At 42.5% G+C, this 26,377-nt stretch carries 25 protein-coding genes and 1 pseudogene; 17 read left to right on the top strand and 9 right to left on the bottom strand.

Features of this window, described 5'->3' with window-relative positions:
* Positions 1–103: 103 nt before the first annotated feature.
* From ACQVGT_RS12980 to sipT, 4 genes are all read left to right on the top strand, one after another.
* Positions 104–859 carry a DeoR/GlpR family DNA-binding transcription regulator gene (locus ACQVGT_RS12980; protein WP_014476685.1) on the top strand — a complete coding sequence of 252 codons (756 nt, stop codon included), beginning with the start codon at positions 104–106 and terminating at the stop codon, positions 857–859.
* A complete protein-coding gene (gene pfkB, locus ACQVGT_RS12975) occupies positions 856–1,767 on the top strand; it encodes a 1-phosphofructokinase (protein WP_015383553.1) in 912 nt (303 codons plus the stop codon). The genes ACQVGT_RS12980 and pfkB overlap by 4 nt, the downstream gene beginning before the upstream one ends.
* Before the next feature lie 14 nt (positions 1,768–1,781).
* The gene (locus tag ACQVGT_RS12970) at positions 1,782–3,686 is read left to right on the top strand and encodes a PTS fructose transporter subunit IIABC (RefSeq protein ID WP_015383554.1); all 1,905 of its coding nucleotides are present in this window, start codon (positions 1,782–1,784) and stop codon (positions 3,684–3,686) included.
* Positions 3,687–3,830: 144 nt separating this feature from the next.
* Positions 3,831–4,412 (top strand): signal peptidase I sipT, encoded by a 582-nt coding sequence (gene sipT / locus ACQVGT_RS12965; protein WP_003232348.1) that lies wholly within the window; start codon positions 3,831–3,833, stop codon positions 4,410–4,412.
* Positions 4,413–4,445: 33 nt separating this feature from the next.
* On the opposite strand, the gene ACQVGT_RS12960 is transcribed toward sipT, so the two are convergent.
* A complete protein-coding gene (locus tag ACQVGT_RS12960; RefSeq protein ID WP_003232345.1) occupies positions 4,446–4,715 on the bottom strand; it encodes a hypothetical protein in 270 nt (89 codons plus the stop codon).
* A 180-nt stretch (positions 4,716–4,895) separates the two neighbouring features.
* Here ACQVGT_RS12960 and ACQVGT_RS12955 point away from each other — a divergent pair, with 180 nt between their 5' ends.
* Positions 4,896–6,518, top strand: a complete 1,623-nt coding sequence (locus tag ACQVGT_RS12955) for an ABC-F family ATP-binding cassette domain-containing protein (RefSeq protein WP_015383555.1) — start codon at positions 4,896–4,898, stop codon at positions 6,516–6,518.
* A gap of 57 nt (positions 6,519–6,575) precedes the next feature.
* Positions 6,576–7,487, top strand: a pseudogene (locus ACQVGT_RS12950) (ketopantoate reductase family protein).
* Between the two features lie 33 nt (positions 7,488–7,520).
* Here the strand turns inward: ACQVGT_RS12950 and ACQVGT_RS12945 are convergent.
* The 3 genes from ACQVGT_RS12945 to mreBH form a co-directional block, all read right to left on the bottom strand.
* On the bottom strand, positions 7,521–8,753 hold the full coding sequence (locus tag ACQVGT_RS12945; protein ID WP_015383558.1) for an aminopeptidase: 1,233 nt from the start codon (positions 8,751–8,753) through the stop codon (positions 7,521–7,523).
* A 109-nt stretch (positions 8,754–8,862) separates the two neighbouring features.
* Positions 8,863–8,997 (bottom strand): protein YkpC, encoded by a 135-nt coding sequence (locus ACQVGT_RS12940; RefSeq protein WP_003238865.1) that lies wholly within the window; start codon positions 8,995–8,997, stop codon positions 8,863–8,865.
* A 100-nt stretch (positions 8,998–9,097) separates the two neighbouring features.
* The gene (gene mreBH / locus ACQVGT_RS12935; protein ID WP_003245743.1) at positions 9,098–10,105 is read right to left on the bottom strand and encodes a cell shape-determining protein MreBH; all 1,008 of its coding nucleotides are present in this window, start codon (positions 10,103–10,105) and stop codon (positions 9,098–9,100) included.
* A 283-nt stretch (positions 10,106–10,388) separates the two neighbouring features.
* Between mreBH and abhA the strand changes: the two genes are divergently transcribed.
* The 5 genes from abhA (at position 10,389) to ade (ending at position 15,603) form a co-directional block, all read left to right on the top strand.
* Positions 10,389–10,667 carry a transcriptional regulator AbhA gene (gene abhA, locus ACQVGT_RS12930; protein WP_003244728.1) on the top strand — a complete coding sequence of 93 codons (279 nt, stop codon included), beginning with the start codon at positions 10,389–10,391 and terminating at the stop codon, positions 10,665–10,667.
* A gap of 189 nt (positions 10,668–10,856) precedes the next feature.
* A complete protein-coding gene (gene kinC / locus ACQVGT_RS12925) occupies positions 10,857–12,143 on the top strand; it encodes a two-component sensor histidine kinase KinC (protein ID WP_015383559.1) in 1,287 nt (428 codons plus the stop codon).
* Positions 12,144–12,158: 15 nt separating this feature from the next.
* A complete protein-coding gene (locus ACQVGT_RS12920) occupies positions 12,159–12,986 on the top strand; it encodes a gamma-glutamylcyclotransferase family protein (protein WP_015483181.1) in 828 nt (275 codons plus the stop codon).
* Positions 12,987–13,048: 62 nt separating this feature from the next.
* Positions 13,049–13,714: a Ktr system potassium transporter KtrC gene (ktrC, locus tag ACQVGT_RS12915; protein WP_003222311.1), complete on the top strand. Its 666-nt coding sequence runs from the start codon at positions 13,049–13,051 to the stop codon at positions 13,712–13,714.
* A 155-nt stretch (positions 13,715–13,869) separates the two neighbouring features.
* Positions 13,870–15,603, top strand: a complete 1,734-nt coding sequence (ade, locus tag ACQVGT_RS12910) for an adenine deaminase (protein ID WP_015383561.1) — start codon at positions 13,870–13,872, stop codon at positions 15,601–15,603.
* Positions 15,604–15,636: 33 nt separating this feature from the next.
* Here the strand turns inward: ade and rnjA are convergent, their stop codons facing one another.
* The gene (gene rnjA / locus ACQVGT_RS12905) at positions 15,637–17,304 is read right to left on the bottom strand and encodes a ribonuclease J1 (protein ID WP_003245660.1); all 1,668 of its coding nucleotides are present in this window, start codon (positions 17,302–17,304) and stop codon (positions 15,637–15,639) included.
* Positions 17,305–17,309: 5 nt separating this feature from the next.
* Positions 17,310–17,519: an RNA polymerase subunit omega 1 gene (gene rnpZA, locus ACQVGT_RS12900; protein WP_003222303.1), complete on the bottom strand. Its 210-nt coding sequence runs from the start codon at positions 17,517–17,519 to the stop codon at positions 17,310–17,312.
* A gap of 385 nt (positions 17,520–17,904) precedes the next feature.
* Between rnpZA and ACQVGT_RS12895 the strand changes: the two genes are divergently transcribed.
* Positions 17,905–18,678, top strand: a complete 774-nt coding sequence (locus ACQVGT_RS12895) for a Cof-type HAD-IIB family hydrolase (protein WP_015483182.1) — start codon at positions 17,905–17,907, stop codon at positions 18,676–18,678.
* 34 nt (positions 18,679–18,712) lie between these two features.
* Here ACQVGT_RS12895 and def read toward each other — a convergent pair whose 3' ends face one another.
* On the bottom strand, positions 18,713–19,267 hold the full coding sequence (gene def / locus ACQVGT_RS12890) for a peptide deformylase (protein ID WP_003245474.1): 555 nt from the start codon (positions 19,265–19,267) through the stop codon (positions 18,713–18,715).
* 109 nt (positions 19,268–19,376) lie between these two features.
* Positions 19,377–19,535 carry a YjcZ family sporulation protein gene (locus ACQVGT_RS12885; protein WP_003232317.1) on the bottom strand — a complete coding sequence of 53 codons (159 nt, stop codon included), beginning with the start codon at positions 19,533–19,535 and terminating at the stop codon, positions 19,377–19,379.
* Between the two features lie 213 nt (positions 19,536–19,748).
* Between ACQVGT_RS12885 and ACQVGT_RS12880 the strand changes: the two genes are divergently transcribed.
* The 5 genes from ACQVGT_RS12880 (at position 19,749) to lpdA (ending at position 25,800) form a co-directional block, all read left to right on the top strand.
* A complete protein-coding gene (locus ACQVGT_RS12880) occupies positions 19,749–20,420 on the top strand; it encodes a YkyA family protein (RefSeq protein WP_014476698.1) in 672 nt (223 codons plus the stop codon).
* A 423-nt stretch (positions 20,421–20,843) separates the two neighbouring features.
* Positions 20,844–21,959: a pyruvate dehydrogenase (acetyl-transferring) E1 component subunit alpha gene (pdhA, locus tag ACQVGT_RS12875; protein ID WP_003222294.1), complete on the top strand. Its 1,116-nt coding sequence runs from the start codon at positions 20,844–20,846 to the stop codon at positions 21,957–21,959.
* A gap of 3 nt (positions 21,960–21,962) precedes the next feature.
* The gene (gene pdhB / locus ACQVGT_RS12870) at positions 21,963–22,940 is read left to right on the top strand and encodes a pyruvate dehydrogenase complex E1 component subunit beta (protein ID WP_014113660.1); all 978 of its coding nucleotides are present in this window, start codon (positions 21,963–21,965) and stop codon (positions 22,938–22,940) included.
* 114 nt (positions 22,941–23,054) lie between these two features.
* Complete coding sequence (pdhC, locus tag ACQVGT_RS12865) at positions 23,055–24,383, top strand: pyruvate dehydrogenase complex dihydrolipoyllysine-residue acetyltransferase (protein WP_003232311.1); 1,329 nt, start codon at positions 23,055–23,057, stop codon at positions 24,381–24,383.
* A gap of 4 nt (positions 24,384–24,387) precedes the next feature.
* A complete protein-coding gene (gene lpdA / locus ACQVGT_RS12860; RefSeq protein WP_003232309.1) occupies positions 24,388–25,800 on the top strand; it encodes a dihydrolipoyl dehydrogenase in 1,413 nt (470 codons plus the stop codon).
* Between the two features lie 44 nt (positions 25,801–25,844).
* On the opposite strand, the gene slp is transcribed toward lpdA, so the two are convergent.
* The gene (gene slp, locus ACQVGT_RS12855; protein WP_003245672.1) at positions 25,845–26,219 is read right to left on the bottom strand and encodes a peptidoglycan-associated lipoprotein Slp; all 375 of its coding nucleotides are present in this window, start codon (positions 26,217–26,219) and stop codon (positions 25,845–25,847) included.
* Between the last annotated feature and the right edge of the window lie 158 nt (positions 26,220–26,377).

The raw sequence follows: 26,377 nt of genomic DNA, 5'->3' as shown, positions 1-26,377 counted from the left end.
TAGTTATTGAATGAATTTGAATGATTTTAGTTGCCTAAACCGAAAATAGCGTTTACAATGAAATTGTATTCAAAATGAATACGTTTTCATTAGGAGGTGAAGCATGCTAACTCCTGAACGGCATCAATTGATTATTGATCAAATAGAAAAGCATGATGTGGTAAAGATTCAAGAGCTTATAAATCTGACTAATGCTTCTGAATCAACAATCAGAAGAGATTTATCGACACTTGAAGAACGCGGTTTTTTAAAGCGCGTTCATGGTGGAGCGGCCAAGCTTTCCGATATCAGACTTGAACCCGATATGCTTGAAAAATCATCCAAAAACCTTCACGATAAACTGAAGATTGCTGAAAAAGCAGCTTCTCTTTTAGAAGAAGGGGATTGCATTTACCTTGATGCAGGCACGACGACATTGCACATGATTGATTTTATGGATAAAACCAAAGATATTGTCGTTGTCACAAACGGGGTAATGCATATCGATGCATTAATAAGGAAAGAAATTTCTTTTTATCTGCTTGGAGGATACGTAAAGCACAGAACGGGCGCGATTATTGGAGGCGCTTCATTGATTGCCATGGACCAGTACAGATTTGACAAGAGTTTTCTGGGGACAAACGGTGTCCATACAGAGGCTGGATTCACAACGCCGGACCCTGATGAGGCCCTTTTAAAACAGAAAGCGATTAAACAGGCAAAACACGCTTACGTCTTAGCAGACCCTTCGAAGTTCGGAGAAATTTCATTTTCGGCATTCGCCGGAATAGGCGACGCAACAATCATTACGACTGACGCTGAAGAGCTTACATTCGATAATTACCAAGAAAAAACTGTCGTAAAGGTAGTGAAACCATGATTTACACTGTAACACTTAATCCATCTGTCGATTATATTGTTCACGTTGAAGATTTTACTGTAGGAGGCCTGAACCGTTCTTCGTATGATACCAAGTATCCAGGGGGCAAAGGCATCAACGTATCGAGACTGCTGAAAAGACACCATGTGGCGTCTAAAGCGCTCGGATTTGTCGGCGGATTTACCGGAGAATATATCAAAACATTTTTACGGGAAGAAAACCTGGAAACAGCTTTTTCTGAAGTAAAAGGGGATACCCGTATCAATGTAAAGCTGAAAACTGGTGATGAAACTGAAATTAACGGGCAGGGACCGACAATTTCGGATGAAGATTTCAAAGCCTTTTTAGAACAGTTCCAATCTTTGCAAGAGGGAGATATCGTCGTTCTTGCAGGAAGCATTCCATCTTCACTCCCTCACGATACTTATGAAAAAATCGCAGAGACCTGCAAACAGCAGAACGCACGAGTTGTTCTGGATATCTCAGGCGAGGCTCTTTTGAAAGCAACAGAAATGAAACCATTTTTGATGAAGCCAAATCATCATGAGCTTGGAGAAATGTTCGGCACGACCATTACATCTGTTGAGGAAGCCGTTCCTTATGGGAAAAAGCTTGTAGAACAAGGCGCTGAACATGTAATCGTATCAATGGCCGGAGACGGAGCGCTTCTGTTTACGAACGAAGCTGTTTATTTTGCTAACGTGCCAAAGGGGAAATTGGTAAACTCAGTCGGAGCAGGGGATTCCGTTGTTGCAGGTTTCCTTGCTGGAATTTCCAAACAGCTGCCGCTTGAAGAAGCATTTCGCTTAGGAGTTACTTCAGGCAGTGCTACCGCGTTCTCTGAAGAACTTGGAACAGAAGAATTTGTCCAGCAGCTTCTTCCTGAAGTTAAGGTCACACGTCTATAGAGGAGGAAACACAAGTGAAAATAACTGAGCTTTTAACGAAGCATACGATAAAGCTTAATATTGAGAGCAAAGAAAAAGAAAATGTTATTGACGAAATGGTCACTGTTCTTGATAAGGCTGGAAAGTTAAATGACCGGCAAGCCTATAAAGAAGCCATTTTAAATCGCGAAAGCCAAAGCTCCACGGGTATCGGTGAAGGAATCGCTATCCCCCATGCGAAAACGGCAAGCGTTATCAACCCGGCGATCGCGTTCGGACGTTCAAAAGACGGCGTCGATTATGAATCATTAGACGGCCAGCCGGCTCACTTAGTGTTCATGATCGCGGCGACTGAAGGCGCAAACAACACTCACCTTGAAGCATTGTCAAGACTTTCAACGCTGTTAATGCGTGAAGAAATCCGTAAGCAGCTCCTTGAAGCTGAGTCTGAAGATGCCATCATCGACATTATTAATCAGCACGATAAAGATGATGACGAAGAGGAAGAAGAAGAAGCGGCACCAGCACCTGCTGGAAAAGGAAAAATTTTAGCGGTTACTGCATGTCCGACAGGTATTGCCCATACATTCATGGCTGCGGATGCCCTTAAAGAAAAAGCGAAAGAGCTTGGTGTGGACATTAAGGTCGAAACAAATGGGTCAAGCGGCATTAAGCACAAGCTCACTGCCCAAGAAATCGAAGATGCACCTGCAATCATTGTCGCAGCGGACAAGCAGGTTGAAATGGAACGTTTTAAAGGCAAGCGCGTACTTCAAGTTCCTGTAACGGCGGGTATCAGACGTCCGCAAGAGCTTATCGAAAAAGCGATGAATCAAGATGCGCCGATTTATCAAGGCAGCGGCGGCGGTTCGGCAGCTTCAAACGATGATGAAGAAGCGAAAGGCAAGTCTGGAAGCGGTATCGGAAACGCGTTTTATAAGCACCTGATGAGCGGTGTCAGCAACATGCTTCCGTTCGTAGTCGGCGGCGGTATTCTCGTTGCGATTTCATTCTTCTGGGGAATTCACTCTGCAGATCCGAATGATCCTAGCTACAACACGTTTGCAGCAGCATTAAACTTTATCGGCGGCGACAATGCATTAAAACTGATTGTTGCAGTTCTGGCCGGTTTCATTGCGATGAGTATTGCAGATCGTCCTGGTTTTGCGCCTGGTATGGTAGGCGGATTTATGGCAACTCAAGCGAATGCTGGATTCTTAGGCGGCTTAATTGCCGGATTCCTTGCCGGTTATGTCGTGATTTTACTGAAAAAAGTATTTACGTTTATCCCTCAGTCACTTGATGGATTAAAACCTGTTTTGATTTACCCGCTGTTCGGTATTTTTATCACTGGCGTATTAATGCAATTTGTCGTCAATACACCTGTAGCGGCATTTATGAATTTCTTAACAAACTGGCTTGAAAGCCTTGGTACTGGAAATCTTGTGTTAATGGGTATTATCTTGGGCGGCATGATGGCGATCGATATGGGCGGCCCGCTTAATAAAGCAGCCTTTACGTTCGGTATCGCCATGATCGATGCAGGCAACTATGCGCCTCATGCAGCTATCATGGCCGGCGGTATGGTTCCTCCGCTTGGTATCGCACTTGCAACAACCATTTTCAGAAACAAATTCACTCAGCGTGACCGTGAAGCTGGTATTACATGCTATTTCATGGGAGCTGCTTTCGTAACAGAGGGAGCGATCCCATTTGCTGCGGCTGATCCGCTTCGCGTCATACCAGCTGCTGTAGTCGGTGCAGCTGTTGCCGGCGGATTAACTGAATTCTTCCGAGTAACGCTTCCGGCCCCTCATGGAGGAGTATTCGTAGCTTTCATTACAAACCATCCGATGCTTTACCTTTTAAGTATCGTGATCGGTGCTGTCGTGATGGCAATTATCCTCGGTATCGTCAAAAAACCTGTTACAGAAAAATAAGAAAAAAAGCGTCCTTGGTTCGAAAGGACGCTTTTTCTTATCCGGCCGGCAGGGAGCGCGGTTAAGTTATGTATTTTATTCTTTTTTATGATAAAGTAAAAGAAGAGAAACAACTGACATAGCAATTGTCTAGGAGGAAACACTTTGACCGAGGAAAAAAATACGAATACTGAGAAAACGGCGAAGAAAAAAACCAATACGTACCTGGAATGGGGTAAAGCGATTGTCATCGCTGTTCTGCTGGCTCTCCTGATCCGTCACTTTTTGTTTGAACCGTATTTAGTTGAAGGTTCATCTATGTATCCCACATTACATGACGGAGAAAGGCTGTTTGTGAATAAAACAGTCAACTATATCGGCGAGCTGAAGCGCGGAGATATCGTTATTATCAACGGTGAAACTTCTAAAATCCATTATGTAAAAAGATTGATCGGAAAGCCTGGAGAAACCGTTCAAATGAAGGATGACACGCTTTATATAAACGGTAAAAAAGTAGCCGAGCCTTACTTGTCTAAAAACAAGAAGGAAGCAGAAAAACTTGGTGTCAGTCTGACAGGAGACTTTGGACCGGTTAAGGTTCCGAAAGGCAAATACTTTGTCATGGGAGATAACCGGCTGAATTCGATGGACAGCCGAAACGGGCTGGGACTGATCGCGGAAGATCGAATTGTCGGCACATCGAAGTTTGTCTTTTTCCCGTTTAACGAAATGCGTCAAACAAAATAAAAACGCCTTGCTGGCCTAGGACAGCAGGCGTTTTTATTTTGAAAAAGAAGCGACCAATGCAATGCATAAAACCGTGATGAACACTGAACCGATAATAGCTAGCACACTGAAGAAAAGGTGAACCTGTTTGTTCTCTTTTCCGCGCTTTTCTAAAAGCCGTTTAGAAAAAATGTGCGAAAATATGTAAATAAGGGCTATGCCTATATATAAGCCGATATCTTTGGCGGTAAAGCCTGTTACGGCAAGGTAAAAGCCCGTAAAAAAGATCAGTAAGCAATATTCAGTAAGTGTTAAAAGCCTCAACGTGTTCCTCCATGAGAGTGTGTAATTTTCCAGGCGGATGCATTCTCTCTCTTTAATTGTAACACAGCTGGCTGGTTTGGGTGTATAAGTGTTTTCTCTCTGTTTTATCATGGAATCATTTCTCTTGCCCTGCATTCATGGTATACTTTTATTGATGATAGACATGATGGAGGATAATAAATGATTGCTGTAAATAATGTAAGCTTGCGGTTTGCGGATCGCAAGTTATTTGAAGATGTTAATATTAAATTTACCCCAGGCAACTGCTATGGGTTAATTGGTGCAAACGGTGCCGGTAAATCAACGTTTCTAAAGGTGCTGTCAGGCGAAATCGAGCCTCAGACAGGCGACGTGAATATGAGTCCTGGCGAGCGTCTTGCCGTCTTGAAGCAGAACCATTTTGAGTACGAAGAGTATGAAGTGCTGAAAGTGGTCATTATGGGCCACAAACGCCTGTATGAAGTCATGCAGGAGAAAGACGCTATTTACATGAAGCCTGATTTCTCAGATGAGGATGGGATTCGTGCTGCTGAGCTAGAAGGTGAATTCGCGGAACTGAACGGTTGGGAAGCGGAAAGTGAAGCTGCGATCCTGTTAAAAGGCCTTGGTATCTCAGAAGATCTGCACACAAAAAAGATGGCAGACCTCGGCGGTTCGGAGAAGGTAAAAGTTCTCTTGGCACAGGCATTATTCGGCAAGCCGGATGTTCTGCTGCTCGATGAGCCAACGAACCACCTGGACCTTCAGGCAATCCAGTGGCTTGAAGAGTTTCTAATTAACTTTGAAAACACAGTTATTGTCGTGTCCCATGACCGTCACTTCTTAAATAAAGTATGTACGCATATTGCCGACCTTGATTTTAACAAAATTCAAATCTATGTCGGAAACTATGATTTCTGGTACGAGTCAAGCCAGCTGGCGTTAAAGCTTTCTCAAGAAGCGAACAAGAAAAAAGAAGAGCAGATTAAACAGCTTCAAGAGTTTGTCGCTAGATTCAGCGCCAATGCGTCTAAATCTAAGCAGGCTACATCAAGAAAGAAACTTCTCGAAAAAATCACGCTGGATGATATTAAACCGTCTTCCCGCCGCTATCCTTATGTTAACTTCACGCCGGAACGGGAAATCGGAAATGATGTTCTTCGCGTGGAAGGCTTAACAAAAACAATCGATGGCGTAAAGGTGCTTGACAATGTCAGCTTTATTATGAATCGAGAAGATAAAATTGCTTTCACTGGCCGAAACGAACTTGCTGTGACTACGCTGTTTAAAATCATTTCCGGGGAAATGGAAGCTGACAGCGGAACGTTTAAATGGGGTGTTACCACATCTCAAGCGTATTTTCCAAAAGACAACAGCGAATATTTCGAAGGCAGTGATCTGAACCTTGTAGACTGGCTTCGCCAATATTCTCCGCACGACCAAAGTGAGAGCTTTTTACGCGGCTTCTTAGGACGCATGCTGTTCTCTGGAGAGGAAGTCCACAAAAAAGCAAACGTACTCTCCGGGGGAGAAAAGGTCCGCTGTATGCTGTCGAAAGCGATGCTTTCTGGCGCCAATATTTTAATTTTGGATGAGCCAACTAACCATTTAGACCTAGAGTCCATTACAGCGCTCAATAACGGCTTAATCAGCTTTAAAGGCGCTATGCTGTTTACTTCCCATGACCATCAGTTTGTGCAGACCATTGCCAACAGAATTATAGAAATTACACCTAACGGCATCGTCGATAAGCAAATGAGCTATGACGAGTTCCTTGAAAATGCTGATGTGCAGAAAAAATTGACTGAACTATACGCGGAATAAAAAAAGCAGAGATTTCTCTGCTTTTTTTGATACCTAAATATGAAAGGAGATCACAACATGAAATTTTTGGTTGTCGGAGCAGGTGGAGTAGGTGGGTATATTGGCGGACGGCTTTCGGAGAAAGGAAATGATGTGACATTTCTTGTGCGCCAAAAAAGAGCTGAGCAGCTGAAAGAAACCGGGCTTGTCATCCATAGTGAAAAAGGGAATGTATCATTTCAGCCCGAACTAATCAGTGCCGGAGAAACAGGGCAATTTGATGTCGTTATCATTGCTTCTAAAGCATACTCGCTTGGTCAAGTGATAGACGATGTCAAACCATTTATCCATCAGGAATCTGTCATTATCCCTTTTTTAAATGGGTACCGCCACTATGAGCAGCTATTTGCGGCATTTTCAAAAGAATAGGTGCTGGGCGGCCTGTGTTTTATAGAAAGTGCTTTAGACAACAAAGGAGAAATTCATCATACGAGCGCATCGCATCGTTTTGTATTTGGAGAATGGAGCGGCGAGCGTACGGAGCGGATAAGAGCGCTTGAAGAGGTATTTTCAGGTGTGAAGGCTGAAGTCATCATTAGCGGGCATATCGAGAAGGACATTTGGAAAAAGTATCTCTTTATTGCAGCGCAAGCGGGGATCACAACGTTATTTCAACGACCGCTTGGCCCAATCCTCGCCACAGAAGCCGGACGTCACACGGCTCAAACTCTTATTGGGGAAATTTGCGCTGTTTTACGAAAAGAAGGTGTTCCGGCTGATCCGGATCTTGAGGAAGAGAGCTTTCGTACGATGACCAGCATGTCTTACCATATGAAGTCCTCCATGCTTCGGGATATGGAAAACGGCCAAACGACTGAAGGCGACCACCTGCATGGATTTTTGCTTGAAAAAGCAAAACGTTTATCTCTCGCAGCACCAGTATTAGAAACTGTTTATGCGAATCTGCAAATGTATGAAGCAGAAAAATAAAAAAAGGAGGCGGAAAAGCCTCCTTTTATTTACTTAAAAAGCCCAATTTCCGTTTCTGAAGATAGGCTCTCTTTTCCCGTCTGCCGTAATTCCGTCAATATTCATATCCTTAGAACCGATCATAAAGTCCACGTGTGTAATGCTTTCATTTAGGCCTTCTTTAACAAGCTCTTCACGAGACATCTGCTTTCCGCCTTCAATATTAAAGGCATAGGCGCTTCCGATCGCCAAATGATTTGACGCGTTTTCATCAAACAGCGTGTTATAGAAAAGAATGTTTGATTGTGATATAGGCGAATCGTAAGGAACAAGTGCCACTTCACCTAAATAGTGAGAACCTTCATCTGTTTCCACCAGTTCTTTTAAAATATCCTCACCTTTTTCAGCTTTAATGTCGACTATACGGCCATTTTCAAACGTCAGGGTGAAATTTTCAATAATATTTCCGCCGTAGCTTAATGGTTTTGTGCTTGATACCACTCCGTCAACCCCGTCTTTTTGCGGCAGCGTGAACACTTCTTCTGTCGGCATATTGGCCATAAACTCATGGCCGCTTTCATTCACGCTTCCCGCACCTGCCCAAACATGCTTCCTAGGTAGCTTAATTGTTAAATCAGTTCCTTCAGCTTGATAATGTAAGGCAGCGTAATGTCTCTCGTTCAAATGGTCAACTTTTTCATGAAGATTTTGGTCATGATTGATCCACGCCTGAACCGGGTTGTCTTCATTTACGCGCGTCGCTTTAAAAATTTCTTCCCACAGAAGGTGGATCGCTTCCTCCTCTGATTTGCCAGGAAACACCTTGTGAGCCCAGCCTGCTGAAGCCGCACCTACGACAGTCCAGCTGACTTTGTCTGATTGAATATATTGTCTGTATGTATGTAATGCTTTGCCTGCTGCTTTTTGGAATGCCGCAATTCGTTTGGAATCTATACCTTTTAGCAAGTCTGGGTTTGAAGACACAACAGAAATGAAAGCAGCTCCATTTTTGGCAAGCTCTTCTCTGCCTTTTGCTTCCCATTCAGGATATTCTTCAAATGCTTCAAACGGCGCTAGTTCGTATTTTAATTTGGCGACTTCGTCATCCTGCCAATTCACGGTGACGTTTTTTGCGCCCTTTTCATATGCGTGTTTTACAATTAAACGGACAAAATCCCGGACGTCTGTTGAAGCATTTACGACTACATACTGGCCTTTTTGGACATTAACGCCGACTTCTACCGCCAGCTGTGCATATATATTTAATTTCTGTGAAAATGAATCCATGAATCATTCCTCCAAGCTTTTTTCTCATCATATCAAATATGATCCTATAAAGGAAAGAAGGAGCCCAAAGTGAAAAACCCAAAACGACACGTCTTGGGTTTATTCAATATTATGGATGATTCAGTTTTACAGTGCCACCTGCAGGCGAATGGGGCATATTTGCCAAAGAAATGCTCATGCCTCCAAGAATAATTCCGCTTAAAATGGCTGCGATCGCTACTCTTCTTCCTAAATCTCTTAGCATCTGTTTCCTCCTTAACGTTTCTCCATTTCCCACAATATGAAGGAAGTGAGGAAAAAAGAAGCAAGAAATTTGCCGCGTGTGAGAATTTTGCGGGTAAAGACTATTTAATTGCCTTTTGCAGCTTATCAATCACTTCTAAAGAACGGCCTGTGCCGATTGCTACAGATTCAAGCGGGTTTTGCGCCACGTGTACAGGCACGACAATCTCTTCTGTGAGCCATTCTTTAATTCCATTAAGGAGCGCGCCGCCGCCTGTTAAAATAACGCCGCGATCAACAATATCTCCGCTCAATTCAGGCGGACAGTCCTCAAGTGTCGCTCTGATGGCTTCAAGAATATGCAGGAGGGATTCACGCATTGCATCTTGAATTTCGTTGGATTGAAGCATAATGGTTTTTGGAAGACCTGTCACGAGGTCGCGTCCCCGAATTTCCATTGCCTCTGGTATATGTTCAATCAGAGCATGGCCAATTTCCATTTTTACCTGCTCAGCTGTGCGTTCGCCGATCAGCAAATTGTATTTTTTACGGACGAAAGAAACGATATCCTCATCAAGCTGGTCTCCGCCGATCCTGATAGAATGGCAGGAAACAACGCCACCGAAGGAAATAATAGCGACCTCTGTCGTCCCTCCGCCGATATCTACTACCACATTGGCAACCGGCTCATCAACCGGTAAATCCGCTCCGATGGCGGCTGCGACTGGCTCTTCGATTAAATGAACGTTTTTTGCGCCGCAATTTTTCACCGCGTCACTGATGGCGCGGCGTTCTACTGCTGTTGAGCCTGACGGTGTGCAAACGACTACGTTCGGTTTTCTGAACGACATGCCGATGCTTTTTGCGGCTTTTTTCATAATGTGCTTTAGCAGATCAGTTGTCATATCATAGTCTGCGATCACGCCATCTTTCATCGGTCTGACAGCGACAATTTTTCCCGGTGTTTTACCAATCATGTTTTTCGCGTCAGCTCCGATTGCAAGCACTGCTTTTGTCGTCGTATCCACTGCGACAACAGATGGTTCATTTAGGATAATCCCTTTATTTTTGCTGTAAACAAGTATATTAGCTGTTCCTAAGTCAATCCCGATTTCAGTTGATTGAAACATGTTTTCACCCAATCTCTATCCTAATTTAATATGATTCTACATTTAAAGTTTCTCAGAAATACTGCGATTTTTGGGGGTGTGCGTCGGTAAAGAAATGTTTTTGTAAAAAATCAAGGAACTGTGTAACAGAAGTAATACATTTTTCGGTTTTATGGAAAAAATATCTTGTAATTCTTATAGAAAGCGGGAAACTTTTTCAAAGTTTCATTCGTCTACGATATATTGAGGTACATCCTTAAAACATTACATGAGAAAAGAAACATTTAAAGGAAGAAGGGTTTTTATGAAATCAATAGGTGTTGTGAGAAAAGTAGATGAATTAGGCCGCATTGTCATGCCGATTGAGTTGAGACGGGCATTGGATATTGCCATAAAAGACAGCATTGAGTTTTTTGTTGACGGAGATAAAATTATCTTGAAAAAGTACAAACCTCATGGCGTTTGTTTAATGACTGGAGAAATCACTTCAGAAAATAAAGAATACGGCAACGGTAAAATTACGCTAAGCCCTGAGGGTGCACAGCTGCTTCTCGAAGAAATTCAAGCCGCTTTAAAAGAATAAAATCATGCTAAAAAAGGCGGAGCGATATCATCTCCGCCTTTTTTGCGTGCCAATTTTTGATTACCGCCGCCTAAGATAAGACATCAAGATATTTGGTAATGAATGATTTGGGATACTTTACATATTTTACTCAATTATTTGTCGAAGAATGGTACAATAAGTAGAGAAACACAAGCGGCAGGTGGTCATATGAGAAAATATCAAGCTCGTATCATTTCCATCATTTTGGCAATGATTTTTATAATGTTTTGGGATTATTTATTTTATTTTATAGGCAAAAACCCGATTAATTGGCCTGTTGATATTGTGTATACTGCAGTCACGCTGGTAAGTGTCTGGATGCTGGCTTATTATATTGATGAGAAACAGCAGCTGGTTAAGAAAATGAAGGATAACGAATGGAAGTATAAACAGCTTTCTGAAGAAAAAAACCGCATCATGGATAATTTGCAGGAAATCGTATTTCAAACGAATGCAAAAGGCGAAATTACATATTTAAACCAAGCGTGGGCATCAATAACCGGCTTTTCAATCAGTGAATGTATGGGAACAATGTATAACGATTACTTCATAAAAGAAAAGCATGTAGCCGACCACATTAACACCCAAATCCAAAACAAAGCGTCTTCTGGCATGTTTACGGCAAAATACGTGACAAAAAACGGCACGATTTTTTGGGGAGAAGTTCATTATAAACTTTACTATGATCGGGATGATCAATTTACAGGCAGCCTGGGTACAATGTCAGATATCACTGAGCGGAAAGAGGCTGAAGATGAGCTCATTGAGATTAATGAACGGCTGGCGAGGGAATCCCAGAAACTATCAATCACAAGTGAACTTGCCGCAGGTATTGCTCATGAGGTCAGAAACCCTTTAACATCTGTCAGCGGTTTCCTCCAGATTATGAAAACACAATATCCGGACAGAAAAGACTATTTTGACATCATCTTTTCAGAGATTAAAAGAATCGATTTAGTGCTCAGCGAGCTGCTGCTGCTTGCAAAACCGCAGGCAATCACATTTAAAACACACCAGCTTAATGAGATCTTGAAACAAGTCACGACATTGCTTGATACCAATGCAATTCTGTCTAATATCGTCATAGAGAAAAATTTCAAAGAGACAAATGGCTGTATGATTAATGGAGACGAAAATCAGCTGAAGCAGGTCTTTATCAACATCATTAAAAACGGAATTGAGGCAATGCCAAAGGGCGGTGTCGTAACCATTTCAACTGCTAAAACCGCCTCTCATGCAGTGATAAGCGTAAAGGATGAAGGAAACGGTATGCCGCAAGAAAAGCTGAAGCAGATTGGCAAACCTTTTTATTCAACAAAAGAAAAGGGCACTGGACTCGGACTTCCCATTTGTTTGAGAATCCTGAAGGAACATGACGGGGAATTGAAAATCGAAAGTGAAGCTGGAAAAGGCAGCGTCTTTCAAGTGGTTTTGCCTTTAAAATCAGACAGCTGAGAGGAGAAAAATAAAGTGAACTCGCTTCTGTTTGTATACGGGACATTAAGAAAGCATGAAAAAAACCATCATTTGCTGGCACAATCGGCATGTATCAATGAGCAGGCGAGAACAAAGGGAAGTTTGTTTGCTGCAAAAGAGGGGCCCACAGCTGTTTTAAATGGTGAAGGCTATATATACGGCGAAGTATATGAAGCAGATGAATTGTGTATACATAAGCTCGATCAATTTTTTCAAGGATATCATAAACAAACGGTGTTTGTAGTAACGGATGTCGGGATTAAAAATGCGCTTATTTATTTTATGAACAAAGAAGGGTGTGCCGGTTTTACGAAAATAAGCAGCGGCGACTGGAAAGAACATCAGATGATCAGCAAATCGAAAAATCCCATTTATTATTTTGCCTATGGATCATGCATGGATAATGCCCGCTTTCAAAAAGCGGGAGTCGATCACTATTTTCAAGATCCAGTAGGAAGAGCTGTTTTAAAAGGATACACAACCCGCTTCACGCTAAAAAGGGAAGACGGTTCAAGAGCGGACATGTTGGAAGACGGAGGAACAACAGAAGGCGTTTTATACCGTATCCCTTATTCTGCTCTTTCCTATCTATATAAAAGGGAGGGCGTCGAATCTCTTACGTATCGGCCGGCATTTGTAGACGTTGAAGCTGGCGGTAGGCACTATAAAGACTGCTTAACCTTTCTCGTTCTTCAAAAAGAAGCGGAAATTGCCCCGCCTCAGCACTATCAGATTGAAATCGAACGCGGAGCGGAGCTGTATTTGTCGCCTGAGTTTACTGAAAAGCTCAAGCGGCATATGAATTCGCTGCCAAAAGGATAACACTGTAACAAAAGAATATGATAAAATTTGATCAATATCATGTCATATAAAGGAGCACCACGATGAAAAAAGAATTTGCGGTAATTGGGCTGGGCCGTTTTGGTGGCAGTATTTGCAAAGCATTAAGCGAAGAAGGCGTCGAGGTTATGGCAATGGATATCGATGAAGATAAAGTTAACGAGTATGCCAAGATTGCATCTCACGCAGTTATCGGTGATTCGACAGACGAATCTGTCCTGAAAAATTTAGGCCTGCGAAATTTTGACCACGTTATTGTAGCAATCGGGGAAAATATTCAAGCGAGTATTTTAACGACACTCATTCTGAAAGAACTTGGCGTCCATACGATTACAGTTAAAGCGCAGAACGATTATCACGAAAAAGTGCTGTCTAAAATTGGCGCGGATCACATCGTCCACCCGGAACGCGATATGGCAAAACGAATTGCGCATAATATCGTGTCCAACAATGTACTTGACTATTTGGAGCTGTCTGAAGAGCATAGTCTTGTTGAAATCGTAGCTAACAGCCGCCTGGCTGGAAATACACTTCTCGATTTAGATATTCGCGCAAAATACGGCATTAACATCGTAGCCATAAAAAGGGGCAAGGAAGTCATCGTATCACCGCTTGCAACCGAAGTCATCCACCAAGAAGATATACTCATTGTTATTGGATCAGTTACAGACATCTCCCGTTTCGAAAAAAGAGTTCTTCATACAAAATAGCAGCCAAATAAGCCGTCCTCAAAGGGCGGTTTTTCATATTATCAGAATATAACAACTTTAATGAACTGAGCGCCAATTTCTTAAAATTTCATTGACTAAGCACAGGCGTTCCGATAGCATATTGTACCATATAATAAAAAAGAGGAGGGGCCTATTTGAATAAAGAAGCGCTAGTCAATAGGCTGAATGCTTCAGCCCAAAGACAAAAAGCTGATATCGTCATTAAGAACGGAAAAATCATGGACGTATATAATCAAGAATGGATATATGAAGATATTGCGATTACAGATGGAGTTATTGTAGGCCTCGGTGAGTATGAAGGCGAAAATATCATTGATGCAGAGGGACAAATGATTGTTCCGGGTTTTATTGATGGACATGTACATATTGAGTCATCAATGGTTACACCGATTGAGTTCGCTAAAGCAGTGTTGCCTCATGGCGTGACGACGGTTGTTACAGATCCTCATGAGATCGCGAATGTGTCTGGTGAAAGAGGGATTGTGTTTATGCTTAAACAAGCTCGGCATACACCGCTGAATATCCATTTTATGCTTCCTTCCAGTGTGCCTGCCGCAAGTTTTGAGCGATCAGGCGCAATTCTCAAAGCTGCCGATCTCAAGTCTTTTTATGAAGAAGAAGAAGTATTAGGGCTGGCTGAAGTTATGGATTATGTGTCGGTTCATCAGGCTGAAGAAGACATGGTTCAGAAACTGCTCGATGCCCGTGTTGCAGGAAAAAGGATAGACGGTCATTTAGCTGGTTTATCAACAGACCTCATTAACATTTACAGAACCGCATTTGTCTTAAACGACCATGAAGTAACATCGAAGGAAGAAGCCCTTGATCGTATCAGAAGAGGCATGTATGTCATGATGCGTGAAGGATCAGTCGCCAAAAACACGCTCAATGTGCTGCCGGCGGTAAATGAAAAGAACGCACGCCGGTTCTTTTTCTGTACGGATGATAAGCATGTGGATGATTTATTGTCAGAGGGAAGTGTAAACCATCAGGTAAAAATGGCGATTCAAGCCGGACTTAATCCGTTTTTAGCCTATCAGCTAGGAAGCCTCAATGCAGCCGAATGCTATGGATTAGATACAAAGGGAGCGATTGCCCCGGGTTTTGACGCTGATTTGCTCTTTGTATCTGATCTGGAAAATGTCACTGTCACAATGACGATGGTAAAAGGGCAGACTGTTGCTGAAGACAGCAAAGCGGTCTATCAGGATCATGCTTCAACTGCAGCACCAGATCAGGCACTGCTTGATTCTGTTAAGCTTGCTGCTCCTCTTAACAAACAGGATTTTCATATGCCAATCAATTCAGAGCAGCAGATCAATGCCATTCAAATCATACCAAATCAGCTTGAAACACGATTAGTACAAGTTCCGGCTCCTGATGCCCGCGAATTTGAGCCTGACACTGAGTTTGATTTGTTAAAGATTGCAGTTGTCGAGCGGCATAAAGGATTAAAAGAAACCGGACTTGGTGTTGTGAAAGGTTTTGGATTCAAGAGCGGAGCGATTGCCACAACCATTTCACACGACTCCCATAATATTATTGCCGTCGGAACGAATGATGAGGATATCGCGGCGGCAGTTAATAAGCTGCAGGAAATTGGCGGAGGATTAACGATTATAAAAAATGGGGAAGAGCTCCATTCAGTACCGCTGCCGATTGCAGGGTTATTATCCGACCAATCTGCAGAGCAAGTGAATCAAAGCTTGCTGACGCTGCATGATAAATTGCCGTTAATCGGTTTCACAGGCGGATTTAATCCATTTTTGACATTGTCGTTTTTAGCGTTGCCTGTCATTCCTGATATTAAAATGACGACTAAGGGATTATTCGATGTAAAATCATTTCAACACATATCACTGCAATAAAAAGAGGCACTCCCTTAGGGAGTGCCTCTTTTTTTAAACCTCCATAATGATCGGCAGGATCATTGGACGGCGCTTTGTTTTTTCGTACAAGAAAGGCGCAAGAGTGTCTGTAATCTCGTTTTTGATTTCAGACCATTGAGTCGTTTTTCGTTCCATTACTTTTTGTAAGTGATTTGAAATGAGCTCTTGAGCGTCGTTGATCAAGTCGCCAGATTCTCTCATGTACACAAATCCTCTGGAAATCAAATCTGGCCCCGCTGAAATCTTGAAGTCGTCCATGTCAATGCTGACAACAACGATGACAAGTCCTTCTTCAGAGAGAATTCTGCGATCACGAAGTACGATATTGCCAATATCACCGATACCGCTTCCGTCAATGTACACTGAACCGGACGGGATTTTTCCTGCAACTGAAGCCTCATCGCCTTTAAGCGCTAATACTTCACCATTATCCATGATAAAGCAGTTTTCCTCTGGGATGCCACAATCTGTTGCAAGCTTGACATGCATCTTTTGCATTCTGTACTCACCGTGAATCGGCATGAAGAATTTAGGCTTGATTAAACGAAGCATCAGTTTCTGTTCTTCCTGTCCGCCGTGACCGGATGTATGGATATCGTTAAGAGGGCCGTGAATAACCTCAGCACCCGCACGATACAGCTGGTTGATTGTTCGACTCACGCTGATTGTGTTGCCTGGAATAGGGGATGAAGAAAATACGACTGTATCCCCAGGATTGATTGAAATTTGGCGGTGTGTGCCGTTTGCAATTCTTGATAACGCCGCCATTGGTTCCCCTTGGCTTCCTGTACATAAAATTGTTACTTTATTAGCAGGCATACGATTGATTTCGTTATGCTCAATAAACGTATTTTTAGGACAGTTAATATAACCGAGTGTCTGTCCAATTTCGATAGCCGATTCCATACTGCGTCCAAATACGGCAACTTTTCTTCCATTTTGTACAGCAGCTTCAATTACCTGCTGCAAGCGGTGAATATTCGACGCAAATGTAGCGAAGATAATTCGGCCGTCCACCTTGCGGAAAATGTCATGAATGCTTTCTCCTACACGGCGCTCAGACATGGTAAACTCCGGATTTTCACTGTTTGTGCTGTCTGAAAGAAGGCACAAAACGCCTTCTTTACCGATTTCGGCCATTTTCGTTAAGTTTGCCGGCTCGCCGACTGGAGTAAAGTCGAATTTGAAATCCCCAGTATGTACGATGTTTCCGGGCGGCGTTTTTACAACAATGCCGTAGGAATCCGGAATACTGTGTGTTGTTCTGAAGAATGACACAGCCGTTTTGCGGAACTTTACAATATCATCCTCGCCGATAATGTTCAGTTTCGTCTGTCTCAATAAACCATGCTCTTCAAGTTTATTCCGAAGTAAGCCGATCGCGAGTTTTCCGCCGTATACAGGAATATTCACTTGTCTGAGCAGGTATGGAATACCGCCGATGTGGTCTTCGTGCCCGTGGGTGATAAAAAGCCCTTTAATTTTATCTTCGTTTTTGACTAAATACGTATAATCAGGGATGACGTAGTCAATTCCGAGCAGTTCGTCCTCGGGAAACTTGATCCCCGCATCAATCAGCACAATTTCATCCTGGAATTGCACCGCGTACGTATTTTTACCGATTTCGCCCAAACCTCCGAGGGCGAAAACAGCAGTCTGATCATTTTTTACAAATTTCATACCGCTCATAACTCCAATACTTTAAAATTTTCGCTCTGTTGTTCATATTCTAAGAATGCACCATCAACAGGTGTAATAAACTCAATATTAAATTTCTTTTCTTTCAGCTTTGTTCTGACGTCACGCTCAGATACGCCTTCAATATAAAGTGAATCTGTCTTTTCCCGAACAGGTACTTCGTCAGCCTTCTCTTGATAAAATACCTTATAAATCATTCCAAATCTCTCCTTAAATGCCGTATGTTAGACTCGCTCATTCTATTATATTCGAAAACGGAATATAAGGAAAGCCTTGAGCAAAATAAGGATCTCTCAAAAAGTGAAAGATCCCTTGTCAGGCAATTGCTTTCTTGCGGAGCATTCCGTTCCATTGTCTTCTGAGTTTTTTTCTTAATTTACGCAGCATTAGCCAGTTCCTCCTTTATTAAAATATTTGTCCCAGAGTTCTTTTATAAAAATAGTATACGGAGATTGAGGAAGACTTTTCGTGGTTATTAATGGAATTTAATATGATTTTTGAACGAAATTGTTTGCTGAATGACAATCTTTTTGTATGATGAGGGTGGGAATTGCAGACCAAGACGATAAAGGGGAAGTTGCGATGGATTCTAAATTAATCTTTTTTGATATTGACGGCACAATATATGATCATGATAAGAATATACCGGAAAGTACGAGAAAAACCGTGGCGGAGCTCCAGCGCCAAGGGCATCATGTGTTTATTGCCAGCGGCCGGTCTCCATTTTTGGTTAAGCCGATTTTGGAGGAGCTGGGCATCCACTCATTTATTTCCTACAATGGACAGTTTGTTGTCTTTGAAAATCAAGTGATTTATAAAAATCCGCTGTCTGAAGATGCAATTAGGCGATTATTAAAGCAGGCGGATGAAGGCAAGCATCCTGTTGTGTTTATGGCTGAGGACACGATGAAAGCGACTGTTGCGGATCACCCTCATGTTCTCGAGGGAATCGGCAGCCTTAAAACCGATTACCCAGAGACCGATGACCTTTTTTATGAAGGAAAAGAAATTTTTCAGCTTCTTTTATTTTGTCAGGATGAAGAAGAAAAAGCCTATGCCGCTTTTCCTGAGTTTGATCTAGTTCGCTGGCATGAGCTATCGACTGATGTTCTGCCGCACGGAGGTTCTAAGGCAGAAGGAATCAAAAAAGTGATTGAGCGTCTTCCGTTTGATATCGGCGATACATATGCTTTCGGCGACGGATTAAATGATCTGCAAATGATTGAATATGTAGGGACAGGCGTTGCTATGGGAAATGCTGTTCCCGAACTGAAAGAAATCGCGGACTTTGTAACAAAGCCGGTGGACGAGGATGGAATTACATACGCTGTCAAAGAATTGGGCCTTTTAAAATAAAGAAACGGCTGGCATTGTGCCAGCCGTTTTTCTATTAGCGCTCAATTGCGATTGCATTTTCAGGTTCTTTGAAAGGATTTTCCTTATCAATATGATCATAGAACATAACGCCGTTCAAATGATCGATCTCATGCTGAAACACAATAGCCGGAAATCCTTTTAAACGAATATCAATATTTTCGCCTTCTAGTGTTGTTCCTTTTACTCTGATGCGAGCATAGCGGGGAACATAACCGGGAATGGCTTCATCTACAGAGAGGCAGCCCTCGCCGCTTGTTAAGTAGCTTTTTTCAACTGAATGGCTGACGATCTTAGGATTAAACAGAGCATAGCTGTATAATTTACCGGAAGCATCTTCCGCATGAACGGCGATCATTCGTTTTTTGATATTAATTTGAGGAGCTGCGAGCCCTACGCCAGGGCGCAGCTTGTATTTTTCGGCTAATTCCGGATTTTGGCTGTTTTTAACAAATTCGATCATGTCGGCCAGCTGCTGTTTTTCTGCATCAGTTGGAGGCAGCTCAACAGGTTCGGCAGTCTCTCTGAGGGCTGGATGGCCGTCACGTACGATGTTTTCCATAGTAATCAAGAAACTTCACTCCTAAAGCTTAATATGTAAATTATATCGGATTTCTTCACAAAGGTGCAACGAAACGAATGACCAGCCGTATATGGCTGGTCAATTTCATGCTGTGTGGTTAGCAACAGCCTCCGCCTAAATAAGCAGCTCCGACAATGATTAACAGAATGAATAAAACAACGATTAGCGCAAAGGTGCGGCCGTAGCCATATCCGCAGCCACCATATCCGTAACCACCATAACTGCAGCAGCCTCCGCCGTAACCATATCCATACATATTACATAACCTCCTCTTTTAATTACGCCAGAGCCTTTATAAGTAGGCATAGCGTCTAATATAACCTATGTAAAAACAAAAAAATTGTATGGTCATCTGTCCTGATTTTTCACTTTTTTGATTTAATTTCAGTATTGCATTAATACAGCACGACTATTGCCAAATGTCCCCATGGATTCTATAGTAGAAATTGTCAAGATTGGGGGATTTAACGTGAAAGACGCAATAAAACGGCGGCCTGGAATGAAGATCGGAGCTTTTTGTGCCATGGCACTGATATTAACAGGATGCATGGGACAGGACCCGGTTGATTCACTTCATCATTCATTAGAAAAAGCCGCGGAATCGGAAAAGCCGTTTCAAGAAGAACAAAAAACACTCAAAGAATTAGAGGCCAAAGAAAATCAGCTTTACGATAGTGTTATGAAGCTCAATATGGATGATTATAAAAAAATTGTTGCTTTATCTAATAAGGCGCTTGAAAATGTCAGCAAGCGCGAAGAACACCTAAAGCTTGAAAATGACAGCATGAAAAAATCGGAAACAGAATTTGAGGAAGCAAAAACGTCAGCGGAACATATTAAGGAAAAAGACATAAAAGAAAAGGCCGATGCCGCAGCAAACCATATGGAGAAAAGATATACATCATATGGCACTATGTATAAAGAGTATAAAAAAGCGCTTGAGCTTAATAAAAAACTGTATATGCAGCTGAAAGACAAAGATTTGACAAGAGATGATCTGGATCAGCAGATCGATAAAGTCAATGCTTCTTATGAAAAGATCCTTAAATATAGCGGAGAATTTAATGAACAAACCGAAAAATATAATAAAGCCCGGGAAGATTTATATGATGCTGCAGGCTATCGTGTGAAAAAGAGCTGACTCGATCAGCTCTTTTTTTGAATGAAATGCGATTCGGATTTCGTTCAAAATTTTCATTTCTATTGTAGTACAGTATAGTAAGGTATACTAGTACAGTTTTGGGTGCGGTTGGCATCTGTTTTTTTGTTGAAAATGTAAAGCGAATACATTTATTGAAAATCAGCGATGAAAACGATTGACGGTTCTTCTTTATTTGGTGTAAACTAATCCATGTTAAGCGGTGTTGTATTAGTTTTTTACAACTTCGAAATAATACAGTTCAAAGCAGAGTGTAACTATCCTACATAAAAGGTTTTGGCAAACTGGGGATCGGCTAAAATATAATACGACTTACTGCTGATACTTTAGGGTACCCTAAGTTTGTATGTATAAAAGGAATGCACGTCTAATGACTGTTTAAAAGAAAGGAAGAGGTGACTTAGTATGGCTGCAAAAACGAAAAAAGCTATCGTTGACAGTAAGAAGCAATTTGATGCCATTAAAAAGCAGTTCGAAACGTTCCAAATTTTAAATGAAAAGGGAGAAGTCGTGAATGAAGCGGCGATGCCTGATTTAACTGATGATCAATTAAAAGAGCTAATGCGCCGCATGGTATTTACGCGTGTGCTTGACCAACGCTCTATCTCATTAAACCGTCAAGGACGTCTCGGATTTTACGCTCCTACTGCGGGTCAAGAAGCTTCTCAGATTGCAACGCATTTCGCGCTTGAAAAAGAAGACTTTGTTCTTCCTGGATACCGTGATGTGCCTCAGTTAATTTGGCACGGCCTTCCATTATATCAAGCGTTTCTTTTCTCTCGCGGACATTTCAGAGGAAACCAAATGCCTGATGATGTGAATGCCCTTTCTCCACAAATCATTATCGGTGCTCAATACATTCAAACTGCCGGTGTTGCGCTAGGTCTTAAAAAACGCGGTAAGAAAGCTGTCGCAATCACTTACACTGGTGACGGCGGAGCTTCTCAAGGGGACTTCTACGAAGGAATTAACTTTGCCGGAGCTTATAAAGCACCTGCAATCTTCGTGGTGCAAAACAACCGTTACGCGATTTCAACTCCTGTTGAAAAACAATCTGCAGCTGAAACAATTGCACAAAAAGCTGTAGCTGCCGGTATTGTCGGCGTACAAGTAGACGGAATGGATCCGCTTGCTGTATACGCAGCAACTGCTGAAGCACGCGAGCGCGCAATCAACGGCGAAGGTCCAACACTAATTGAAACACTTACATTCCGTTATGGCCCGCACACAATGGCTGGTGACGATCCTACTAAATATCGTACAAAAGAAATCGAAAATGAGTGGGAACAAAAAGATCCGCTTGTACGTTTCCGTGCGTTCCTTGAAAACAAAGGCTTATGGTCTGAAGAAGAAGAAGCAAAAGTAATTGAGGATGCGAAAGAAGAAATTAAGCAAGCGATCAAAAAAGCTGATGCTGAACCGAAGCAAAAAGTAACTGATTTAATGAAAATCATGTACGAAAAAATGCCTCACAACCTTGAGGAGCAATTTGAAATTTATACACAGAAGGAGTCGAAGTAAGCCATGGCGCAAATGACAATGATTCAAGCAATCACGGATGCGTTACGCACAGAACTGAAAAATGACGAAAATGTCTTAGTTTTCGGAGAAGACGTTGGTGTAAACGGCGGCGTATTCCGTGCGACAGAAGGATTGCAAAAAGAATTCGGTGAAGACCGTGTGTTTGACACGCCACTTGCTGAATCTGGTATCGGCGGTCTTGCCCTTGGTTTAGGCTTAAACGGCTTCCGTCCGGTAATGGAAATCCAATTCTTCGGATTTGTTTATGAAGTAATGGATTCAGTTTCTGGCCAAATGGCTCGTATGCGCTACCGTTCTGGCGGACGCTGGACTTCACCTGTAACAATTCGTTCTCCTTTCGGCGGCGGTGTTCATACTCCTGAACTTCACGCTGACAGCTTAGAAGGTCTTGTTGCACAACAGCCTGGTATCAAAGTTGTTATTCCATCAACTCCTTACGATGCCAAAGGACTTTTAATTTCTGCGATCAGAGACAATGATCCTGTTGTCTTCTTAGAGCACATGAAGCTTTACCGTTCTTTCCGTCAGGAAGTTCCTGAAGAAGAATACACAATTGAGCTTGGAAAAGCTGACGTGAAACGTGAAGGTACTGATCTTTCAATCATCACTTACGGCGCAATGGTTCATGAATCATTAAAAGCTGCTGAGGAGCTTGAAAAAGACGGCATTTCTGCTGAAGTTGTCGACCTTCGTACAGTAAGCCCACTTGATATCGATACAATTATCGCTTCTGTAGAAAAAACAGGACGCGCGATTGTCGTTCAAGAGGCACAAAAACAAGCCGGTATTGCTGCAAACGTAGTAGCAGAAATTAATGACCGTGCGATCCTGAGCTTGGAAGCACCTGTACTTCGCGTTGCAGCGCCAGATACAGTATTTCCTTTCTCTCAAGCGGAGAGCGTATGGCTTCCAAACCATAAAGACGTTCTTGAAACAGCAAGAAAAGTGCTTGAATTTTAATCAAACTGCATAATCGAGAGGGAAGCTGAACGTTTTCCCTCTATTATATATCTGTTTTCAATGCTTACGATGTAAACTTTAAAATTGCTTAATCAAACTAGGAGGTCGAGAACTGTGGCATTTGAATTTAAACTTCCAGATATCGGGGAAGGTATCCACGAAGGCGAAATCGTAAAATGGTTTGTCAAGCCTAACGACGAGGTAGACGAAGATGATGTACTGGCTGAAGTCCAAAATGATAAAGCAGTAGTAGAAATTCCTTCACCTGTTAAAGGAAAAGTATTAGAATTAAAAGTTGAAGAGGGAACGGTTGCAACTGTTGGACAAACGATTATTACGTTTGATGCACCTGGTTACGAAGATCTTCAATTTAAAGGCAGCGATGAGTCTGACGATGCGAAAACTGAAGCACAAGTTCAGTCAACTGCAGAAGCTGGACAAGACGTTGCGAAAGAAGAGCAAGCTCAAGAGCCTGCAAAAGCTACTGGCGCAGGACAGCAGGATCAAGCTGAAGTTGACCCGAACAAACGCGTGATCGCTATGCCTTCCGTACGTAAATATGCTCGTGAAAAAGGTGTAGACATCCGTAAGGTTACTGGTTCAGGCAACAACGGACGTGTTGTAAAAGAAGATATCGACAGCTTTGTAAACGGAGGAGCGCAAGAAGCTGCACCGCAAGAAACAGCTGCACCACAAGAAACAGCTGCTAAACCGGCTGCTGCACCAGCTCCAGAGGGCGAATTCCCAGAAACACGCGAAAAAATGAGCGGTATCCGTAAAGCAATTGCAAAAGCGATGGTTAACTCTAAACACACTGCTCCTCACGTAACGTTAATGGACGAAGTGGACGTAACAAACCTTGTTGCACATCGTAAACAGTTCAAACAAGTTGCTGCTGATCAAGGAATCAAGCTGACTTACTTGCCTTACGTTGTAAAAGCTCTTACATCTGCACTGAAAAAATTCCCTGTTTTAAACACGTCAATTGACGATAAAACAGATGAAGTCATCCAAAAACATTACTTCAACATCGGTATCGCTGCTGACACTGAAAAAGGCTTGCTTGTACCGGTTGTGAAAAATGCAGATCGTAAATCTGTCTTTGAAATTTCTGATGAGATCAATGGCCTTGCAACAAAAGCTCGTGAAGGCAAGCTTGCTCCAGCTGAAATGAAAGGCGCATCTTGCACAATTACAAACATCGGTTCTGCCGGCGGACAATGGTTCACTCCGGTTATCAACCATCCAGAAGTTGCGATTCTTGGTATCGGACGCATTGCAGAAAAAGCGATTGTTCGTGATGGCGAAATCGTAGCAGCTCCAGTCTTAGCTCTTTCTCTCAGCTTCGACCACCGTATGATCGACGGAGCAACTGCGCAAAATGCATTAAATCACATCAAGCGTTTACTGAACGATCCACAATTAATTTTAATGGAGGCGTAATGTTATGGTAGTAGGAGATTTCCCTATTGAAACAGATACTCTTGTAATTGGTGCGGGACCTGGCGGCTATGTAGCTGCCATCCGCGCTGCACAGCTTGGACAAAAAGTAACAGTCGTTGAAAAAGCAACTCTTGGAGGCGTTTGTCTGAACGTTGGATGTATCCCTTCAAAAGCGCTGATCAATGCAGGTCACCGTTATGAGAATGCAAAACATTCTGATGACATGGGAATCACTGCTGAGAATGTAACAGTTGATTTCACAAAAGTTCAAGAATGGAAAGCTTCTGTTGTCAACAAGCTTACTGGCGGTGTAGCAGGTCTTCTTAAAGGCAACAAAGTAGATGTTGTAAAAGGTGAAGCTTACTTTGTAGACAGCAATTCAGTTCGTGTTATGGATGAGAACTCTGCTCAAACATACACGTTCAAAAACGCAATCATTGCTACTGGATCTCGTCCTATCGAATTGCCAAACTTCAAATATAGTGAGCGTGTCCTGAATTCAACTGGCGCTTTGGCTCTTAAAGAAATTCCTAAAAAGCTCGTTGTTATCGGCGGCGGATACATCGGAACTGAACTTGGAACTGCGTATGCTAACTTCGGTACTGAACTTGTAATTCTTGAAGGCGGAGATGAAATTCTTCCTGGCTTCGAAAAACAAATGAGTTCTCTTGTTACACGCAGACTGAAGAAAAAAGGCAACGTTGAAATCCATACAAACGCGATGGCTAAAGGCGTTGAAGAAAGACCAGACGGCGTAACAGTTACTTTCGAAGTAAAAGGCGAAGAAAAAACTGTTGATGCTGATTACGTATTGATTACAGTAGGACGCCGTCCAAACACTGATGAGCTTGGTCTTGAGCAAGTCGGTATCGAAATGACGGACCGCGGTATCGTGAAAACTGACAAACAGTGCCGCACAAACGTACCTAACATTTATGCAATCGGTGATATCATCGAAGGACCGCCGCTTGCTCATAAAGCATCTTACGAAGGTAAAATCGCTGCAGAAGCTATCGCTGGAGAGCCTGCAGAAATCGATTACCTTGGTATTCCTGCGGTTGTTTTCTCTGAGCCTGAACTTGCATCAGTTGGTTACACTGAAGCACAGGCGAAAGAAGAAGGTCTTGACATTGTTGCTGCTAAATTCCCATTTGCAGCAAACGGCCGCGCGCTTTCTCTTAACGAAACAGACGGCTTCATGAAGCTGATCACTCGTAAAGAGGACGGTCTTGTGATCGGTGCGCAAATCGCCGGAGCAAGTGCTTCTGATATGATTTCTGAATTAAGCTTAGCGATTGAAGGCGGCATGACTGCTGAAGATATCGCGATGACAATTCACGCTCACCCAACATTGGGCGAAATCACAATGGAAGCTGCTGAAGTGGCAATCGGAAGTCCGATTCACATCGTAAAATAATTTTCATATCAAAAACAGCCCTCGCTCAAAGCGGGGCTGTTTTTTTATTTTGACAGCACATGCTGTAATGGTTTAATGATGTCTTCTTTCTTTTTCACACATCCCTCGATTTTCACCACGACATGGCGCTGATCAACAACCATAAGGGTAGGGACAGTTTCAATCTCATCTTCCCAGCCTTCTTTTTTATCATAGACCTTCATTTTATCTATTTGCTCGGGATAATCTTTTTCTAAATCAAGCAGTGCATCGTAATAAGGCGCTTCCTGGTCTATTTGGTTCTCATCAGAAAAAAACAGGATTTGTGTATGATGAATGTTGTCAATCCGGCTTTTTTTCATCGGATTGATGGTGGAAAGCGTACAGCCCGATAAAGCAAATACTATTATCAGCATGGGGAATACCGCGCGATATCGCATCTATCTTCTCCTCTGTATAAACAGTAGTAAACTAGCTTTAGTTTATCACGAGAGGCGGCTTAATCTGCTTCTTGTTACCTAATTGTTATATAATTGAAACCGTTTTTAAAGTGAGATTACATATTATATCAATCGTTTAAAATAGCACCTGGGGTATA

Source organism: Bacillus sp. SCT118 (assembly GCF_058566435.1).
This window is presented reverse-complemented; position numbering and strand designations above follow the sequence as displayed.

Bases quoted from the DNA above. Each gene is read 5' to 3' on its own strand.
- rnjA (WP_003245660.1), bottom strand. From the start codon at position 17,304: ATGAAATTTGTAAAAAATGATCAGACTGCTGTTTTCGCCCTCGGAGGT.
- slp (WP_003245672.1), bottom strand. From the start codon at position 26,219: ATGCGATATCGCGCGGTATTCCCCATGCTGATAATAGTATTTGCTTTA.
- ACQVGT_RS12885 (WP_003232317.1), bottom strand. From the start codon at position 19,535: ATGTATGGATATGGTTACGGCGGAGGCTGCTGCAGTTATGGTGGTTAC.
- ACQVGT_RS12940 (WP_003238865.1), bottom strand. From the start codon at position 8,997: ATGCTAAGAGATTTAGGAAGAAGAGTAGCGATCGCAGCCATTTTAAGC.
- pdhB (WP_014113660.1), top strand. From the start codon at position 21,963: ATGGCGCAAATGACAATGATTCAAGCAATCACGGATGCGTTACGCACA.
- ACQVGT_RS12895 (WP_015483182.1), top strand. From the start codon at position 17,905: ATGGATTCTAAATTAATCTTTTTTGATATTGACGGCACAATATATGAT.
- ktrC (WP_003222311.1), top strand. From the start codon at position 13,049: ATGAAAAAAGAATTTGCGGTAATTGGGCTGGGCCGTTTTGGTGGCAGT.
- lpdA (WP_003232309.1), top strand. From the start codon at position 24,388: ATGGTAGTAGGAGATTTCCCTATTGAAACAGATACTCTTGTAATTGGT.
- kinC (WP_015383559.1), top strand. From the start codon at position 10,857: ATGAGAAAATATCAAGCTCGTATCATTTCCATCATTTTGGCAATGATT.
- pfkB (WP_015383553.1), top strand. From the start codon at position 856: ATGATTTACACTGTAACACTTAATCCATCTGTCGATTATATTGTTCAC.
- ACQVGT_RS12980 (WP_014476685.1), top strand. From the start codon at position 104: ATGCTAACTCCTGAACGGCATCAATTGATTATTGATCAAATAGAAAAG.
- rnpZA (WP_003222303.1), bottom strand. From the start codon at position 17,519: ATGATTTATAAGGTATTTTATCAAGAGAAGGCTGACGAAGTACCTGTT.
- ACQVGT_RS12955 (WP_015383555.1), top strand. From the start codon at position 4,896: ATGATTGCTGTAAATAATGTAAGCTTGCGGTTTGCGGATCGCAAGTTA.
- ACQVGT_RS12945 (WP_015383558.1), bottom strand. From the start codon at position 8,753: ATGGATTCATTTTCACAGAAATTAAATATATATGCACAGCTGGCGGTA.
- abhA (WP_003244728.1), top strand. From the start codon at position 10,389: ATGAAATCAATAGGTGTTGTGAGAAAAGTAGATGAATTAGGCCGCATT.
- mreBH (WP_003245743.1), bottom strand. From the start codon at position 10,105: ATGTTTCAATCAACTGAAATCGGGATTGACTTAGGAACAGCTAATATA.
- pdhA (WP_003222294.1), top strand. From the start codon at position 20,844: ATGGCTGCAAAAACGAAAAAAGCTATCGTTGACAGTAAGAAGCAATTT.